General features: G+C 64.8%; 20 protein-coding genes. 17 read left to right on the top strand and 3 right to left on the bottom strand.

The features are described 5' to 3' along the window. Positions 1-32 precede the first annotated feature (32 nt). The gene (locus JNM03_RS01475; RefSeq protein ID WP_294033890.1) at positions 33-1304 is read right to left on the bottom strand and encodes a dipeptidase; all 1272 of its coding nucleotides are present in this window, start codon (positions 1302-1304) and stop codon (positions 33-35) included. Positions 1305-1382: 78 nt separating this feature from the next. On the opposite strand from JNM03_RS01475, the gene JNM03_RS01470 reads away from it, so the two are divergent. From JNM03_RS01470 to JNM03_RS01450, 5 genes are read left to right on the top strand one after another with little or no spacing between them, the layout of a single operon-like run. Next, entirely contained in the window at positions 1383-2555 is a 1173-nt protein-coding gene (locus tag JNM03_RS01470) for an acyl-CoA dehydrogenase family protein (RefSeq protein ID WP_294033889.1), read from the top strand. Between the two features lie 17 nt (positions 2556-2572). Continuing rightward, complete coding sequence (locus JNM03_RS01465) at positions 2573-3232, top strand: hypothetical protein (protein WP_294033888.1); 660 nt, start codon at positions 2573-2575, stop codon at positions 3230-3232. Between the two features lie 16 nt (positions 3233-3248). After that, a complete protein-coding gene (locus JNM03_RS01460) occupies positions 3249-4451 on the top strand; it encodes a M20 family metallopeptidase (RefSeq protein ID WP_294033887.1) in 1203 nt (400 codons plus the stop codon). Positions 4452-4461: 10 nt separating this feature from the next. Continuing rightward, complete coding sequence (locus JNM03_RS01455; protein ID WP_294033886.1) at positions 4462-5178, top strand: rhomboid family intramembrane serine protease; 717 nt, start codon at positions 4462-4464, stop codon at positions 5176-5178. A gap of 39 nt (positions 5179-5217) precedes the next feature. Further along, complete coding sequence (locus JNM03_RS01450; RefSeq protein ID WP_294033885.1) at positions 5218-5466, top strand: GlsB/YeaQ/YmgE family stress response membrane protein; 249 nt, start codon at positions 5218-5220, stop codon at positions 5464-5466. Here JNM03_RS01450 and nadB read toward each other — a convergent pair. Together nadB and JNM03_RS01440 are read right to left on the bottom strand one after the other, a co-directional pair. Beyond that, a complete protein-coding gene (gene nadB, locus JNM03_RS01445; RefSeq protein WP_294033884.1) occupies positions 5463-7436 on the bottom strand; it encodes an L-aspartate oxidase in 1974 nt (657 codons plus the stop codon). The genes JNM03_RS01450 and nadB overlap by 4 nt on opposite strands. A gap of 55 nt (positions 7437-7491) precedes the next feature. Further along, positions 7492-8415: an ABC transporter ATP-binding protein gene (locus tag JNM03_RS01440; protein WP_294033883.1), complete on the bottom strand. Its 924-nt coding sequence runs from the start codon at positions 8413-8415 to the stop codon at positions 7492-7494. A gap of 101 nt (positions 8416-8516) precedes the next feature. Here JNM03_RS01440 and JNM03_RS01435 point away from each other — a divergent pair, with 101 nt between their 5' ends. The 12 genes from JNM03_RS01435 to JNM03_RS01380 all read left to right on the top strand — a co-directional run bounded on the left by JNM03_RS01435 (position 8517) and on the right by JNM03_RS01380 (position 17551). After that, positions 8517-9077, top strand: a complete 561-nt coding sequence (locus tag JNM03_RS01435) for a DUF4402 domain-containing protein (protein WP_294033882.1) — start codon at positions 8517-8519, stop codon at positions 9075-9077. A 42-nt stretch (positions 9078-9119) separates the two neighbouring features. After that, the gene (locus JNM03_RS01430) at positions 9120-9323 is read left to right on the top strand and encodes a zinc-finger domain-containing protein (protein ID WP_294033881.1); all 204 of its coding nucleotides are present in this window, start codon (positions 9120-9122) and stop codon (positions 9321-9323) included. A 92-nt stretch (positions 9324-9415) separates the two neighbouring features. After that, positions 9416-9967, top strand: a complete 552-nt coding sequence (locus JNM03_RS01425; protein ID WP_294033880.1) for a DUF4402 domain-containing protein — start codon at positions 9416-9418, stop codon at positions 9965-9967. 66 nt (positions 9968-10033) lie between these two features. Next, entirely contained in the window at positions 10034-11476 is a 1443-nt protein-coding gene (gene tldD, locus JNM03_RS01420) for a metalloprotease TldD (RefSeq protein WP_294033879.1), read from the top strand. Between the two features lie 238 nt (positions 11477-11714). After that, entirely contained in the window at positions 11715-12926 is a 1212-nt protein-coding gene (locus JNM03_RS01415; protein WP_294033878.1) for a hypothetical protein, read from the top strand. A gap of 82 nt (positions 12927-13008) precedes the next feature. Continuing rightward, the gene (locus JNM03_RS01410; RefSeq protein WP_294033877.1) at positions 13009-13410 is read left to right on the top strand and encodes a hypothetical protein; all 402 of its coding nucleotides are present in this window, start codon (positions 13009-13011) and stop codon (positions 13408-13410) included. Between the two features lie 120 nt (positions 13411-13530). After that, positions 13531-14106, top strand: a complete 576-nt coding sequence (locus JNM03_RS01405) for a DUF924 family protein (protein ID WP_294033876.1) — start codon at positions 13531-13533, stop codon at positions 14104-14106. Positions 14107-14134: 28 nt separating this feature from the next. Further along, on the top strand, positions 14135-14692 hold the full coding sequence (locus JNM03_RS01400) for a pyridoxamine 5'-phosphate oxidase family protein (protein ID WP_294033875.1): 558 nt from the start codon (positions 14135-14137) through the stop codon (positions 14690-14692). Further along, positions 14692-14904 (top strand): DUF2007 domain-containing protein, encoded by a 213-nt coding sequence (locus JNM03_RS01395; protein WP_294033874.1) that lies wholly within the window; start codon positions 14692-14694, stop codon positions 14902-14904. Before JNM03_RS01400 ends, JNM03_RS01395 begins: the two co-directional genes overlap by 1 nt. A gap of 71 nt (positions 14905-14975) precedes the next feature. Next, positions 14976-15677, top strand: coding sequence for an endonuclease/exonuclease/phosphatase family protein (locus JNM03_RS01390; protein WP_294033873.1), 702 nt, complete (start codon positions 14976-14978; stop codon positions 15675-15677). Between the two features lie 177 nt (positions 15678-15854). Next, positions 15855-16193 (top strand): P-II family nitrogen regulator, encoded by a 339-nt coding sequence (locus tag JNM03_RS01385; protein WP_003043080.1) that lies wholly within the window; start codon positions 15855-15857, stop codon positions 16191-16193. Positions 16194-16210: 17 nt separating this feature from the next. Continuing rightward, positions 16211-17551 (top strand): ammonium transporter, encoded by a 1341-nt coding sequence (locus JNM03_RS01380; RefSeq protein ID WP_294033872.1) that lies wholly within the window; start codon positions 16211-16213, stop codon positions 17549-17551. Positions 17552-17604: the final 53 nt, after the last annotated feature.

The raw sequence follows: 17604 nt of genomic DNA, 5'->3' as shown, positions 1-17604 counted from the left end.
GACTGCGTCGCTTCGCTCGCAAGGACGATAGGCTATTTCGCAACCGGCGTTTCGACCGGCGGCTGCCCCTTCTGGCTGGCGGCATAAGCCTCGACCGCTTTCAGCACGCGCAGCATGTTGCCGCTCGCGATCTTTTCCAGCTCGGCCTGCGAATAGCCGCGCCTTGCCAGCTCGGTGAACAGCGCGGGGTATCCCGACACATCCTCCATGCCGACCGGCGCTGAATCCATCCCGTCATAATCGCCGCCGACGCCGATATGATCCACCCCGATCGTCTTCTTCAGATGGTCGATATGGTCGGCGACCTTCCGAACGTTGGTCGTCGGCACCGGATTCGCCGCATCCCAGGCCTTGAGCCCGGCATCGGCGGAAGCCGGATCGCCCGGATACATCGCTTTCAGCCGCGCCTGTTCGGCGGTGCGCGCCAACCCCTGCGCGCGGACGTCGGCGTCAAGAAAGCTTGGCAGGAACACGACCATCACGATCCCGCCATTCGCCTTGACCAGCGGCAATACGCTGTCGGGGACATTGCGCGGATGCGGATTCACCGCGCGCACCCCGGAATGACTGAACATCACCGGCGCCTTCGATTCGGCGAGCGCGTCCTTCATCGTCGCTTCGCTTACGTGACTGAGGTCGACGATCATGCCTATGCGGTTCATTTCGCGAACGACCTGTCGTCCGAAATCGTTGAGGCCGTCCAGCGACGGCGCGTCGGTCGCACTATCGGCCCAGGGGATGTTCTTCGAGTGGGTCAGCGTCATGTAGCGCGCGCCGAGCGCGTACATCTGGCGCAGCACGGCAAGCGACGAGCCGATCGACTGGCCGCCTTCCATCCCCATCATGCCCGCGATCTTGCCCGCCTTCATCGCCTTTTCGAGTTCGGCGCTGTTCGACGCCAGTGCCAGGTCATTCGGGTAGCGCGCGACAAGCCGCTTGGTGACGTCGATCTGTTCGAGCGTCTGCTGCACCGCCTGCTGCTCGTTCGTGTTCGCGGGGACATAGACCGACCAGAATTGTGCGCCGACATGGCCCTTGCGCAAACGCTGGAGGTCGGTGTGCATCGCGATCGCCGGCGGGGTCGCATCAGGCTTTGCCGTGTCGGTCGTGTCGACGAAATCGAAACCGTTGATGACATTGTCGAACCGCCCGCGCAGCGCCCAGGGCACGTCATTATGCCCGTCAAAGACGGGCGCCTTCTTCAGCGCGGCTTCGGCGGTCGCCTCGGGGGAGGCCTGCGCCAGCGCGGGGGTGGAGACAAGGGCGAGTGCGGCCAGGCCGGCAAGCAGGGGGGCTTTGTTCATGGCATGCGACCTTAAGTCGTTGGCGGCGCGGTGCAAGCCTCGCTTGACGTTCCCGTCAGGCCCGCGCAGCATCGCGGCATGACAGCCTTCGACGACTGGCGCGCCCGATCGCCCTATTATGACGAAACCCACGAAGCGTTGGCGCAAAGCGTCCGCCGCTTCGTCGCGCGCGAAATCGCGCCACACATCGACCGCTGGGAGGCGGAGGGCGAACTGCCGCGCGAGCTTCACAGGAAAGCCGCAGAGGCCGGCATCCTCGGCCTGCGCTATCCCGAACAATATGGCGGACATTCGGAAGGCTTCGACAATTTCCACAGCCTCGTCGTCACCGAGGAACTGGCGGCGGTCGGTGCAGGGGGGCTGGGCGCCTCGCTGATGACCCATGGTATCGGCCTGCCGCCGATCCTCGCGCTCGGCTCCGAAGAACTGAAGCAGCGCATCGCACCGCCGGTGCTTGTGGGCGAAAAGATCATCGCGCTCGGCATCACCGAAGCCGGCGGCGGCAGCGACGTCGCGAACCTCAAGACCACGGCCGTGCGCGATGGCGACACATATGTCGTCAACGGCGGCAAGATGTTCATCACCAGCGGGATGCGCGCGGACTGGCTGACCTGCGCGGTGCGCACCGGCGGCCCCGGCGCGGGAGGTATCTCGCTGCTGCTGATCGACATGGCGTCGCCCGGCGTCGAGCGGACGCGGCTCGACAAGATGGGCTGGCGCTGCAGCGACACCGCCGCGATCCATTTCGGCGACGTCCGTGTCCCGGCAGACAATCTGATCGGCCCCGAAAATGGCGGCTTCATTGGCATCATGCGCAATTTCAACAGCGAACGGCTCGGCATGGCGATGGGCTGCTGCGCCTACGCCCGCGTCGCGCTCGCCGAAGCCGCCGAATGGGCGCAAAACCGCGAGACCTTCGGGCGTCCGCTCGTCGGCCACCAGTCGATCCGCATCAAGCTCGCCGACATGGAACGCCAGATCGAGGCAACGCAGGCGTGGGTCGATCTCGCCGCCTGGCAGGTCCGCGAAGGCAAGGACCGCCCCGCCGATTTCGCGATGCTGAAAGTGCAAGCGACCCGCATGCTCGAATCCGTGGCCCGCGAGGCAGCGCAGATCCTGGGCGGGGCAAGCTATATCACTGGCAGCAAGGTCGAACGCATCTACCGCGAAGTCCGCGTCAACGCGATCGGCGGCGGCAGCGAGGAAATCATGCTCGACCTCGCGGGGCGGCAATTGTTCGGGGGCCGCTAAGCGCGGAAGATGTGATTGTGGACGCCGGATATTTCCTGAAGAAGCGAACTAACTTCATCCGCTTCTACTATAACACAGCGATTCCGGCTTTCGTGGAGGTTCGACGGTGCATCGAAGACGAATTGCCGCCTTACGATGATCCACCTTGGAGTAATGATGGCGAACCAGCGTACCTTGACGAATGGATGGATACCGCTGCCGCGGAACAGGTTCAAGGTCTTGCCTGCGTCTCACTACTTTCCGATTCGTTGAAGCTGTACTTCCTAACCCTTCAGGAGCGGGTTGTGCGCTTTCGTTTCCAAAACGAACGCACCGCCTTCAAGAACGGCTTCCTAGCCCCCAATCTACAAGTGCTGGGGGAGATTTTGGAGTTGGATTGGGCTGAATGCCCAGCGGACCTAGGGATCATCGAGCAAATCATTCTGGCTCGAAATCGCGGGCAGCATAGAACCGATTTGACGTCCTTGGAGGTTGTGCACGACGGCAAAACACTCAAGAAATACCCGGCGCCTTTTTTTGCCAGCGAAAGCGAACTGAAGGATTGGCCGAGAGAAGAAGGAAGTTTGTCTTGGTTCCTGATGCCGCGTTTGAAGGTTTCAAAGGAAAATTTGTTCGAAGCATTGGAGCAGGTTGAAGCCCTAGTGGATTGGCTGGACTCAAAAATCTACGCGCCATGAGATTGCGAGGAATGACATGAACGAGTTCACCCAAAGCTGGCCCGCCGAGGCCGAAACCCTGCTGGACGATCTTGTCGATCTTCGCCGCGCGATTCATCGCGAGCCGGAGTTGGGGCTGCAGAACCCCAAGACTCTGGCGAAGATCAAGGCGGCGCTCGCAGGCCTGCCGCTCGAATTTCGCGAGGGACCCTCGACGACCGGGCTGATCGCGATCCTGCGGGGGCCCGCCAACGGGCGCACCGTGCTGCTGCGCGGCGACATGGACGCGCTGCCCCTGCTCGAAGAGACGGGGCTCGATTTCACCTCCGAGATCAGCGGGGCGATGCATGCGTGCGGGCACGATACGCATGTCGCGATGCTCGTCGGCGCCGCGAAGCTGCTCTGCGCGGCGCGCGACCGATTGCCCGGGACCGTCCTCTTCATGTTCCAGCCGGGCGAGGAGGGCCACCATGGCGCGCGCTTCATGCTGGAGGATGGGATCATCGATCCGCTTCCCGATGCCGCCTTTGCGCTCCACATCATGCCCAATGCGCCGCATGGCATCTTCGCCGGGCGCGCGGGGCCGCTGCTTGCCTCGTCCGACCTGCTGGAGATCACGGTCAAGGGTGCTGGCGGCCACGCATCGATGCCGCACGACGCGGTCGATCCGATCCCCGTCGCCTGCGCGATCGTTACCGCGATCCAGACGATGGTGACGCGCCGTATCTCGGTCTTCGACCCCGCGGTGGTGACAGTCGCAAAGATTGCGGCGGGAACGACGAACAATATCATCCCCGAAACCGCCGAGATGCTGGGAACGATCCGCACCCTGTCGCCCGAGCGCCGCGCGATGGTCGCGCGCGAATTGAAACGCCTCGCCCCCGCGATCGCCGAGGCGCATGGCTGCACCGCCGAGGTCCGGATCGAAGAGGGTTTCCCGGTCACCATCTGCGACGCGCGCGCGGTCGCGTTCGGCCAGACTGTCGTCGAGCAGACCTTTGGCGAGGAAGCCTGGCTGACCATGGACAATCCGGTAATGGGCGCCGAGGATTTCTCCTACGTTCTCGAAAAGGTGCCGGGCGCGATGTTCTGGCTCGGCGCGAGCGAGGCGGGCAGCGACTGGCGGCAGTGCTGCGGGCTGCACAGCAACCACATGGTGCTCGACGAAAAGGTCATGGCCCGCGGCGCGGCGCTGCACGCGGCGCTCGCCGAACGTTACTTGAACGACGGCTTCGGATGACGCGCTCCGCGTGAGCTACAACGACTATCCCGAACCCGACGAGAACAGCCAGCGTTTCAACTGGCCGGTGCCGCGGAATGCCTATATTCTCCCCTGGCTCATGATTGTCGGCATGTCGGCGATCTGGGTCCAGCAGTTTGCGGCCGACAGGATCGGCGCATGGGGCGTTTCCGCAAAGGCACTCGCCGCCGGACACTATGAGAATATCCTGCTCCACATGGCCGCGCATGGTCCGATCGTCCATATCGCGATGAACATGTTCGCGCTTTACGCGCTCGCGCCTCGGCTGCTGGCTCGGCTCGGGCATCCGTTTCGGGGCGCCAAAGCCTTCCTATTGTTGTTCGTCGGGTCAGGGGTTTGCGGCGCAGCGCTGTTCGTTGTGCTCCATCCGCACGGAACGGTGCCGATGATCGGCGCATCGGGCGCTCTATACGGACTGTTTGGGGCATTGGTCCGCCTGCCGGTCGACGGCACGGACATCGTCCCGATCGATCGCAATCATGGCTGGCGACTCGCCAAGGAATTCGTGCGCGACAATGGATGGCTCTTCCTGATGTTCACCGTGCCGAACCTGCTGATGGGCCGCGAAGGCGGCGTGGCGTGGGAGGCGCATCTCGGCGGCTTTCTGTTCGGCCTTTTTGCGGCGCCGCTCTTCTTTCGCAGCCTCGCAAGCGAGACGGCGGATACGGAAGCACCACCGCTTGCGAGCGACCATCCCACACCCTAGCTTTACGGGACGACCATCTCGGATCGAAAGGACATTGTCGTGGTCAACATTATCGGCGCGATCATCTCGGGCCTCGTCATCGGCGTACTCGCGCGCTTCTTCTATCCGGGTGCAGTGCAGATGGGGTGGCTAGCCACGATGCTGCTCGGAATAGGCGGTTCGCTGCTCGCGGGGCTGGTCACGACCCGCGGCGTACGCGGCGAGTTTCATCGCGCGGGCTGCTTCGCCTCGATCATCGGTGGAATCGCGCTGATCTTCGTCGGGCGGCTACTCGGGATCGGCGGCTAAGGCACCAGCACCGTATCGCGCGCTTCGGCGAGCATCTTCGGATAGTCGAGCGTATAGTGCAGCCCGCGGCTTTCCTTGCGGTGTAGCGCGCTGCGGACGATCAGGTCGGCGCATTGCAACAGGTTGCGCAGCTCGATGAGGTCGGTCGTGACGCGGAAGTGGCCGTAATAGTCCTCTACCTCGTGCGTCATCATCTGGATGCGGTGCTGCGCGCGCTCGAGCCGCTTCGTCGTGCGCACGATGCCGACATAGTTCCACATGAAGCGGCGGATCTCGGTCCAGTTCTGCTTGATCACCACCTCTTCATCCGAATCGGTGACGCGGCTGGCATCCCACGGCCGAATCGCCGGCGGCGCGTCGAGATGATCCCAGCGCGCGATAATATCCTTCGCCGCCGCTTCGCCGAACACGAAACATTCGAGCAGGGAATTGGACGCCAGCCGGTTCGCACCGTGGAGCCCGCTTTCGGTGCATTCGCCGGCGGCGTACAGCCCCGGCAGGTCGGTCCGCCCGTCGAGGTCGATCAGGACGCCGCCGCAGGTATAATGCTGTGCGGGCACCACCGGGATCGGCTGCTTTGTCATGTCGATGCCGAGCGTCAGCAGCTTTTCATAGATATTCGGGAAATGGCCCGCGACGAAATCCGGGTCCTTGTGGCTGATGTCGAGATGGACGAAATCGAGGCCGAAGCGCTTGATCTGATCGTCGTTCGCGCGCGCCACGATATCGCGCGGCGCAAGTTCGGCGCGTGGGTCGTAATCGGGCATGTAACGGTGTCCGGTGACCGGATGTTTCAGGATGCCGCCCTCGCCGCGTACCGCCTCGGTAATCAGGAAATTCTTGACCTCCAGATTGTAGAGGCAGGTCGGGTGGAACTGCATCATCTCCATGTTCGAGACGCGGCAGCCCGCGCGCCACGCCATCGCGATGCCGTCGCCGGTCGCGCCGCGCGGCGCGGTCGAGAATTGATAGACGCGCCCCGCCCCGCCGCTCGCAAGGATCGTCGCGCGGCCGATATGCGCGTGGACCTCGCCGCTTTTCTCGTCGAGCGCATAGACGCCCCAGACGCGGCCCGAGCCCGAATAGCGTTGCTCATGCCGACCGGTGATCAGGTCGATGCACGCCTGTCCCGGCAGCAGGGTGATATTCGGATGCGCCTCCGCCGTCTTCAAAAGCGCCGCCTGCACCGCCCAGCCGGTTGCGTCGTCGACATGGACGATACGGCGGTGCGAATGCCCGCCCTCGCGCGTCAAATGCAGCGCTTCGGCTTCCTTGTTGAAGGGCACGCCCATCTCGATCAGCCGCTCGATCGCGTGCGGCGCATTCTCGACCACGAACTCGACCGTCTCGCGCCGGTTGAGCCCGGCGCCCGCGACCATCGTATCCTCGATATGATTTTCGAACGTGTCGCCCGCGTCGAGCACCGCCGCGATCCCGCCCTGCGCCCAGGCGGTCGACCCGCCGGTGAGTTCTCCCTTGGCAAGCACCAGCACCCGGCAATGATCGGCGAGCGCGATGGCGGCAGTCAGGCCGGCCGCGCCCGAGCCGACGATTATGACGTCGTGAGGGGTCGTGTCGGTCATGCTTCGCCCCTCCCGCAGGCGGGAGGGGGTGGGGGGTGGGCCCGAATTCAGCACCGCAAGAATCGCCATCAACACACCTTCCAGATTCGACATGACATCGGCATTGGCAAAACGCAGCGTCTGATAGCCTTGCACGCGCAGATAGCCATCTCTGCGACGATCCGCCTCCTGCCGCGCATCGTGGGAGACGCCATCCAACTCGACGACAAGCCTCGCTTCGCGGCATAGGAAATCGGTTACATAAGGTCCGATCGGCATCTGTCGGCTGAATTTCCAGCCTTCAAGCTGACGCTTCGAGATCTCGCGCCAGAGCAAGCGTTCGGGAGGAGTGGCCTCGCGACGAAGCTTTTGCGCCTTTTGTGTCTCGCGTGGCCGGAATTTGCGCACAACAGGCCCACCCCCGGCCCCTCCCGCCTGCGGGAGGGGAGAAGAGGCGCCGCCTTCACCCATTCGCCGCGCGCGTCAGGTTGAGGAACACATCTTCCAGATCGGCCTCGCGCGTCGATACGTCGACGATGCCGTGCCCCATCGCATTCACCGCCGCGAGGACTTCGCCTGCGTTCATGCGGTCCTTGTTGTAGCTGATCGCAAGGCCGCGTTCGCCCTCGCGTTCGACTTTCTCGAACGCCGGGTGCGTCGGCAGCACCGTGACATCGGCATCGAGCGTCACGAGCACCACCTTCTCGCGCGCCATGTCGACCAGTTCGCGGGTCGGCTTGTTGGCAATGAGCTTGCCATGGTTGATGATCGCGATACGGTCGCAAAGCTCCTCGGCCTCTTCCAGATAGTGCGTCGTCAGCACGACGGTAACGCCGCGATCGTTCAAGGACTGCACATATTCCCAGAGCTGCTGGCGGAGTTCGATGTCGACGCCCGCGGTGGGTTCATCGAGGACGATGATCGGCGGCGAATGGACCATCGCCTTTGCAACCAGCAGGCGGCGCTTCATCCCGCCCGACAGCGTACGGGCATAGGCATCGCGCTTGTCCGACAGATGCACGGCGGCCAGCAGGTCGTCCGAAATGCGGCGGTCCTTGGGCACTCCATAAAGGCCGGCCTGATTCTCCAGCGTCTCGAACGGGGTAAAGAAGGGATCGAAGACGATCTCCTGCGGGACGATGCCGATCGAATATTTGGCATTGCGCGGATCGGCGTCGATGTCGAAGCCCCAGATGCTTGCCGCGCCGCTCGTCTTGTTGACCAGCCCGGCAAGAATATTGATCAGTGTCGATTTGCCCGCACCGTTCGGCCCCAGCAGCCCGAAAATCTGGCCGCGCGGCACGTCGAAACTGACATTGTCGAGGGCCTGCTTGCCGCCGGCATAAAGTTTGGAGACGGCGTCGATGCGGATGGCGGCTTCACTCATGGCCGTCTCCATAGCCGCGACGTTGCGGACGCGAAAGCCGCGATTTCCTGATGAGAGCGGCGTTAACGCTAAATTGGAAACTCGCCGCTATTGGGGGTGATGTGAGGACCAGCCACATCTTTCGCGCCCTGCCGGTGCAGCGCGCCTTCATCGCCTTTGCGCCCCTGTTCGCGGCCGCCATCGCATCGCCGGCCGTCGCGCAGACCAGCACGCCGGCCCAGACCGACGCCATCGTGCTGCGGCCGCTTTCCTTCTTCAAGGTCAATGACCTCGACTTCGGCGACATCATCGCTTCGGGAACCGCCGGAACGGTGCGGATCGCGCCCGACGGAACACGCACCCGTGCCGGCGGCGCCACGCTCGCCGGCAACGGCGGCGAACCCGCGCGCTTCGCGGGGCTCGGCACGCCGAACCGCCAGGTCAATATCTCGCTCGGCGCGAATTCGATCTTCATCACCGGGCCGGGGGTGCGGATGCGCGTGCGCGATTTCGAGATCGGATCGACCCCGACGGCGATATTGTCGACGACCCCGACCCGCTTCACGATCGCGACCTCGGCCGGAAATTATAATTTCCCGGTCGGCGCGACGCTCGAAGTCGGGGCGAACCAGGTGCCGGGCGACTATGCCGGCACCTTCACGATCACGCTGAACTATCTTTGAGACCGATTGCGGGCGGCCATCACGCTTGCTAAAGGCGCGTCGATGACCCAGCCCGCACCCCAGCCCGAGACGATCCGCACGCCCAAGACCCGCATTGCCTGCGACGGCACCGGCGACGGGCTCGCCAACGCCGCGCTCGGCCATCCGCGCGTGTGGCTGGAGATCGACCCCGACCAGGGCTATGCCGATTGCGGCTATTGCGACCGGCGCTTCATCCTGACCGGCGGCGTGGCGGACCACGCCTGAGCCGCGCAGAAGTTAAGCGCGACTTTACCATCCCCGCGCATCATCGATTCATCGCCTGACCTTATGGGTCTGTTCCAGACAGGAGCAGAATCGTGGGGATTCGAGGGACCAGCTATTCGCGAGCGGCGCTCCGCCACCTCGCTATCGCCGCTGCGGCGGCGGGCACGCTTGCGTGCAGTCCGGCCTATGCCGCGAGCCAGACCGGCACCGCCACATCGGTGGTCGTGCGCCCCAACACGCTCGTCAAATCGGACGATCTCGATTTCGGCACGCTCGTCGCCGGGCCGACCGCCGGCACCGCGACGATCGACGCCGTGACCGGCGTCCGGACGACGACGGGCGGGGTAACCCCGGTGGGAGCCGGCACCCAGCGCGCGGTGTTTCAGGGCACCGGCGGTATCCTGCTCATCACCGTCAGCGGCGACACCAGCGTTACGCTGACCCGCGCGGGCGGCGGTGCGACGATGACCGCCAGCCTGGTGCGCGCGGCCACCACCAGCGGCGGCGGCATCGCCCTGCTGGGCGCCACCCTGCTGCCCAGCGGCGTCCAGACCTATTACATCGGCGGCACGCTGGGCGTCGCGGCGAACCAGCCCCCGGGAGATTACAGCGGGACGTTCGCGCTGACCGTCAATTATCTTTAGCCCGCGATTCCGGCAGACGCGCCGGTGCCGTTTGCGCAAGCGCGCGGGCGTGCCTATATCGGCGCCATGAACAGCCCGACCGACCCCCGCCGCTTCCTCTATCGCGCCGACGCGCTCGACCCCGATCTGGCGCAGAAGCTGGCGCGCGAAGCGCTGGCCAAGGCTGACGACGGCGAGCTCTACCTGCAATATCGCGCGACCGAGAGCTTCGGCTTCGACGACGGGCGGCTCAAGACCGCCGACTATTCGACCGATGCCGGCTTTGGCCTGCGCGCCGTGTCGGGCGAGATGACGGGCTTTGCCCACGCAAGCGACGTCAGTGCCGGCGCGATCCGCCGCGCCGCCGAAGCGCTGGCGCTGCTCGACCCCGCGACGCAGGCCCCCGCCGGCCCGCCGCCGCGAACCAACCGCCATCTTTACGACGAGGCGAACCCGCTCGATCTCGTCCCCTTCGCCAAGAAAGTCGAGCTCTGCCAGAAGGTCGACGCGGCCGCGCGGGCCCGCGACCCGCGCATCGTCCAGGTGTCGGTGGCGCTTGCCGGAAGCTGGTCGGTGGTCGAAATCGTCCGTGCCGACGGCTTTCTCGCGACCGATATCCGCCCGCTGGTCCGCCTGAACGTCTCGATCGTCGTCGAAGAAAACGGTCGGCGCGAAAGCGGCTATTTCGGCCTTGGCGGCCGTTACATGTACGATCATCTGTTCGAAGAGGCGCAGTGGAACCGCGCGATCGACGAGGCGCTGAACCAGGCGCTGGTCAATCTGCGCGCGGTCGACGCCCCGGCGGGCGAGTTCACCGTGCTGCTCGGCCCCGGCTGGCCCGGCGTCCTGCTCCATGAAGCGGTCGGTCACGGTCTTGAGGGCGATTTCAACCGCAAGGGCACCAGTGCCTTCTCCGGCCGCATCGGGGAGCGCGTTGCGGCGCCCGGCGTCACCGTCGTCGACGACGGCGCGATGGAAAGCCCGGTCGGCGGCGGACGCCGCGGATCGCTGAGCATCGACGACGAGGGCACACCGACGGGCGAGACGGTCCTGATCGAGGATGGCATCCTCAAGGCCTATATGCAGGACCGGCTCAACGCGCGGCTGATGGGGGTCCAGCCGACGGGCAACGGCCGCCGCGAAAGTTTCGCCCACGCGCCGATGCCGCGCATGACCAACACCTTCATGCGCGGCGGCACCGACGATCCCGCCGAACTGCTCGGCCGCGTGAAAAATGGCATCTTCGCCAAGAGTTTCGGCGGCGGACAGGTCGACATCGTGTCGGGCAAGTTCGTCTTTTCCTGCACCGAGGCGTACAAGATCGAGAATGGCAAGCTGGGCGACTCGATCAAGGGCGCGACGCTGATCGGCGACGGACCGAGCGTCCTGACCAAGGTCACCGGCATCGGCAACGACATGGCGATCGACGAAGGCATCGGCATTTGCGGCAAGGCCGGACAAAGCGTTCCCGCCGGCGTCGGCCAGCCGACCCTGCTGGTCAGCGGGTTGACCGTGGGCGGCACGGCATAGGGTCAGGACCCTAATCCGCGGCGTCCTTGCGAGGAGTGTAGCGACGAAGCAATCTCCGGCTATCGGCCTCGCGCGGGGCCGATAGCCGGAGATTGCTTCGCTCCGCTCGCGATGACGAGAGGCTGTGACCCTGCTCACTTGGCGAACGCGCTTCACCCGCCTATACCCCCTTCAAACAGAAGAAGAATTGGGCCGCATCGTCATCCGCGGGGACATGTCCCGCAACAGGGAGGATTTCATGCGTTCGAGCCTGCGTTTCGTCTCCATCACCGCTGTCGCCTCGATGCTCGCCGCCGTTCCCGGCTCGGCGCAAAAGACCAGCGGCCCCAAGGAACGTTATGAAATGGACGTCGCGACGATGTCCGGGTTCGCCGCGATGGCGGGCGGCAAGGGTGGTCTTGGCGGCGCGCTGGGCATGGCGTTCGGCGGCGATCCCAGCAGCCGCGTCGCCTATATGCTCAATCTTCGCCTCGGCGCCGATCAGGGTCCGACCGCGCCGCCGCCCAAGGGCGATCATTTCTTCCTGCCGCAGGCGAAACTCGGCAAATCGGTGCCGCTGATCGCCCCCGAACGCAAGGAAGGCAGCTATCCGACCGAGTTCGAACGCCCGAAGGGTCGCCTTCTCCTTTATTGGGGTTGCGGCGCGAAAGCGGGTCCGGGGCAGCCGGTGATCATCGATTTCGCCAAGGTTGCGGCAGGTCAGATCCCGCCCAACCTGTTTTCCAGCGCCGTCCCGGTGATTCGCGAAGTCAGTCAGGCGAACAGCAAATCCTATGTCGACTGGCCGAACGCCAAGGGCGGCAAGCAGCCCGGATCGGGTTCGTCGCTGCTCGGCGCCCACCGCGTCGCGAGCAATATCGGGTCGGATATCAATTTCACCCTCGCGCAGGATTATATGCAGGGGCTTTCCGCATCGACCGCGATCCAGGGCGACCAGTCGGTGATGGTCCGCTGGAATTCGGTGCCGAACGCAACCGGCTATGTCGCCTGGACGATCGGCGGCATGGACCGGCAGGACAAGGGCGGCGACATCGTCTGGTGGACCAGCAGCGCGTCGAAGGAGTTCGGCGGCGGGCTGTGGGACTGGCTGCCGCCGTCGGTCGTGGCGAACCTCATCACGAAAAAGATCGTGATGCCGCCGTCGCAGACGAGCTGCCAGATTCCCGCCGAGGTCAAGAAGGCGTCGGGCGAGATGATGCTGGGCAACCTCAACGCCTTCGGACCCGAGGCCAATTTCTCCTATCCGCCGAAGCCCGCGGGCAATGCCGTATGGAATATCGACTGGACGGCGAAAGTGCGTTTCCGCTCGCACACGATGCTGCTGATCGGCGCCGACTTTGGCGGCATGGGTTCGACCAGCGGCGGCGGCGCCGGCACGCCGGCCGAGCCGGCGAAGAAAAAGAAATGCAAAGGTCCGCTCGGCATCCCGCTTCCCGACGGGGCCTGCTGATTCGTCCGCGAGTCAGCCCCTGTTCACCCGTACTTGTGTAAAGGGGGAGCGGGTAGGGTATGTTGCAGACAGGAGTCTAACCATGCGTCACCTGGTCCCCACGCTTCTTGCCGCCGCGGCCATCGCAGCGTCGCCGTCGGCTTCGGCGCGCGAAAAGCTCGCACCCGAAGACCAGCTCGCCAAGCTGCTCGACGGACGTGTCGCCGGCGCACCGCAGGATTGCATCTCGCTCTTGAGCGCGCGCAGTTCGCAGATCATCGACAGGACGGCGATCGTCTACAAATCCGGCAATACCTACTGGGTGAACCGTCCGCGCGGCGGGGCCGAATCGCTCGACGACGATGACATTCTGGTCACCAAAACGACGGGCAGCCAGCTCTGCAGCATCGACACCGTGCAGTTGCACGATCGCACCAGCCATTTCTACAGCGGCTTCGTCTCGCTTGGCGAATTCGTTCCCTATCGTCGCCCGAAAGCAGAATAGAAACGGCCTCGCCCTTCCGGACGAGACCCCGAACTTCGATCGGAATGGCTCGGCATGGGTCTCGCTTTCGACGGGCGAGGCCCTATTCTGTTCGGCGGCACGACAGACGAAGGACGCACGATGACGGACGATCTTGAACCACCGGCCGCACCCCCGGCCGACTGGGCCCGGCAGCTTCTCCTCTTCTGGTTCGACGAACATGGTTTCGACGACTGGTATGGGGGCGGCCCCCGTTTCGACGAAGAGGTCCGCGCGCTGGCGGGCGACTGGCACGATGCGCTGCGCGCGCTGCCGCCCAGCGCCTTTCTGACCGATCCCGACACCGCGCTCGCCGCCGTCATCCTGTTCGACCAGGTGCCGCGCAACATCTACCGCAACCACGCCGATGCCTTTGCGACCGATGAGCTGGCCCGCGCGATCGCGCGCGGGATGGTCGAGCGCGGTTGGGACGAAAGCCTGCCCGAAGAACATCGCCAGTTCGCCTATCTGCCCTTCGAGCATAGCGAGGATATCGCCGACCAGCGGGAATCGCTGCGCCTGATGGCCCGGCTCACCGACCCCCGGTCGCTCGAATATGCGCAAAAGCATTTCGACATCGTCGATCGTTTCGGCCGCTTCCCGCACCGCAACGCAGCCCTCGGTCGCGCGTCGCGCCCCGACGAGGCGGCGGCAATAGAAGAGGGGAAGGATTGGTGATAGGCACGCCCGACGGAGAGCAGACGCCATGGCCGAATTCACCGAAACGCTGACCGACAAACACATCGCCTTCATCGAAAGGCAGCCGGTCTATTTCACCGCGACGGCGGCCCCGGAAGGTCGCATCAACCTGTCGCCCAAAGGCTATACCGACAGCTTCAGGGTCTTGTCGGACTCGCAGGTCGCCTATCTCGATCTCGGCGGATCGGGAAACGAGACCCATGCCCATCTGGCGGCCGACGGGCGGATCACGATCATGTTCTGCGCCTTTGACCGCTCGGCCCTGATCCTGCGCATCTATGGTCGCGGCCGTGCGGTGTTGCCGCAGGATGGCGACTGGGACGCGCTTGCCGCCCATTTTACCTTGCTGCCCGGCACCCGTCAGATTTTCGTCATCGATGTCGAAAGCGTCCAGACAAGCTGCGGCTGGGGCGTGCCGATGATGGAATTGCAGCACGAACGCGAAACGCTGCGAAAATATCACCGCCAGGCCGACCCCGTGCTGTGGGTCGAAAAGCTTCAGGGCCGCACGAAAAGCATCGACGGCCTGCCGACGCGCCCCACCGACCGGTTCATCGCCGGCTGATGGCGCTCGTCGAACTCGTCCGCCTGCCCAATGGCTGGGAGGCCGAGCTGCTGCGCGGCCGCCTCGAAAGCGCCGGCGTTCACGCGGTCTGTTTCGACGCGGGGATGAATATCGCCGAAAGCGTGGGGTTGCTGATCCCCGTCCGCGTCATGGTCCTCGACGAAGACCTGGACGACGCGCGCGCGTTGATTGCCGAATTCGGCGCGGGTTAGACTCGCAACCGAACCCGCCGCTCATTCGTCCTGATCCTGAAGACCCCTACCGAAAGCCAGTCCCCTCCCCCATGATCAAGGTCGCCAGCTATAATATGCGCAAGGGCATCGGGCTCGATCGCCGCCGCGACCCCGGCCGGGTTCTGTCGGTGCTTCGGGAGCTCGACGCCGACATCATCGCGCTGCAGGAAGCCGATCGCCGGTTCGGCACCCGCGCCAGCGCGATCCCGCCCCACATGTTCGAAGACCATAGCGACTATGTGCCGGTCGATCTGCTGGATGGCCGGCCCTTTGCGATCGGCTGGCACGGCAACGCTCTCCTCGTCCGCAAGGGAGTGGAGGTCGAGGAAAGCCACGCCCTCCATCTGCCGACGCTCGAACCGCGCGGCGCGGTCGCGGCGATCCTGCGCATCGGCGACACCCGGTTGCGGGTCGTCGGCATGCACCTCGACATTTCGGGACTGCGGCGGCGCCAACAGGCACGCGCGATCCTGCATCATGTCGCCGAAGGCGAAGATCTGCCGACGATCCTGATGGGCGACTGCAACGAATGGCGCTCGTCGGGCGGTTGCCTGACCGATTTTGGGGCCCGGCACCGCCTTGTCGATACCGGCCACAGCTTTCACAGCCGCCGGCCGGTCGCGAAACTCGATCGCATTTTCGCGTCGCCGGACCTCGAGGCGATCGACGCCGGCGTTCACCAGAGCGCTCTGGCCGCGCGCGCGTCCGATCATCTCCCGATCTGGGCCCGGTTCGCCAAGGTCGATACTTAGGGTCAGGACCCTTCCGCCCAAATTTTAGGCAATCCTGTGCCTCACCTGCCTGCCGCGTGAACGATCCAGCCCGTCACTGGCACCTGGGCCGCCATAAAATGTCACCTTCCACCCCGCTCGCGCAATCTGGCACGGCTGTTGCACTGCAACATGATGTCACAAGCAGAAGGGGGCATCATGAAGCTGATCCTGGCTATCATCAAACCATTCAAGCTCGACGAGGTGCGCGAAGCGCTTACCGGGTTGGGCATCGCCGGCATGACCGTGACCGAGGTCAAGGGTTTCGGCCGGCAGAAAGGGCAGACCGAAATCTATCGGGGCGCCGAATATGCCACCAACATGGTCCCGAAGGTGAAGATCGAGCTGGTCTGCGATGACGCGCTCGCACCGAGGGTCGTCGAAACACTCCAGCAAAGCGCCGGGACCGGTTCGATCGGCGACGGCAAGATTTTCGTCCTCGACGTGGGTCAGGCCGTGCGCATCCGCACCGGCGAGACCGGCGAGGCCGCGCTCTAATGACGAAGGGGGAACATATGACGTTCGCAAACAAGATGGCGGCGAGCGCCGGGGCCGCAGGCCTCGCGCTGTTCGCCGCGCTGCCCGCCTGGGCACAGGAAGCGGTTGCCGCACCGGCCCCCGCACCCGTGGTCGACAAGGGCGATACTGCCTGGATGATGACTTCGACCGTGCTGGTGCTGGCGATGATCCTGCCGGGCCTCGCGCTCTTCTATGGCGGCCTGACCCGCACCAAGAACATGCTCTCGACGATGACGCAGATCGGCGCGCTCGCGTGCCTCGCAATGATCGTCTGGGTCGTCTACGGCTATGGCCTCGCCTTCGGCCCCGAAGGCAATGCCTTCATCGCCTGGGGCAAGTTCTTCCTGGCGGGCGTGACGCCCGACAGCCTCGCCGACACATTCAGCGACGGGTTCAAGCTGCCCGAATATGTGTTCATCAGTTTCCAGATGACCTTCGCCGCGATCACGCTCGCGCTGGTCCTCGGCGCGACCGTCGAACGCATGAAATTCTCGGCGGCGATCGTCTTCGGCATCATCTGGCTGACGATCGTCTATTTCCCGATCGCACACATGGTGTGGGCGGCCGGCGGGCTGTTCTTCGAAATGGGCGCGCTCGATTTCGCGGGCGGCACCGTGGTGCATATCAACGCCGGCGTCTCGGCGCTCGTTGCCTCGATCATCCTCGGCAAGCGCATCGGCTATCAAAAGGAAATCATGGCACCGCACTCGCTGACGCTGACGATGGTCGGCACCGGTCTCCTGTGGGTGGGCTGGTTCGGCTTCAACGCCGGCTCGGCGCTCGAGGCCAATGGCTCGGCCGCGCTTGCGATGATCAACACCTTCGTCGCCACTGCCTCCGCCGCGCTGTTCTGGATGCTGGCCGAAAAGGTCGCGGGCCACAAACCGTCGGCGCTCGGCTTCTGCTCGGGCATCATCGCCGGCCTCGTCGCGGTCACCCCGGCGGCGGGCAATTCGGGTCCGTTCGGCGCCATCGTGCTCGGCGCCGTCGCCTCGGTGATCTGCTTCTATGCCGTCACAGCGCTCAAGCCGAAGCTCGGGTATGACGACGCGCTCGACGCCTTCGGCATCCACGGCATCGGCGGCATCGTCGGCGCAATCGGCACCGGCATCGTCTATGCGCCGAGCCTCGGCGGCCCCGGCGGCGAGGATTTCGCCATCGGCCCGCAGCTCGTGACGCAGGTTTCCGCCGTCGCCGCGACGATCGTCTGGGCCACCGTCGGCACCGTGATCGCCATCACCATCGCCAAGGCACTCACCGGCCTCCGTGTCAGCGAAGAGGTCGAACGCGAAGGGCTCGACCTCGGCGAACATGGGGAGCGCGCCTACAACATCTGACGAGACAGGATACCCGCCGCCGCTCTCTCTCCTCTTTCAACAGGCGGCGGGGT

Source organism: Sphingopyxis sp. (genome assembly GCF_016793825.1).
In the GTDB taxonomy this organism is placed as follows: Bacteria; Pseudomonadota; Alphaproteobacteria; order Sphingomonadales; family Sphingomonadaceae; genus Sphingopyxis.
Note: the sequence above shows the minus strand (reverse complement) of the source record. Positions and strands in the feature narration are given on the sequence as shown.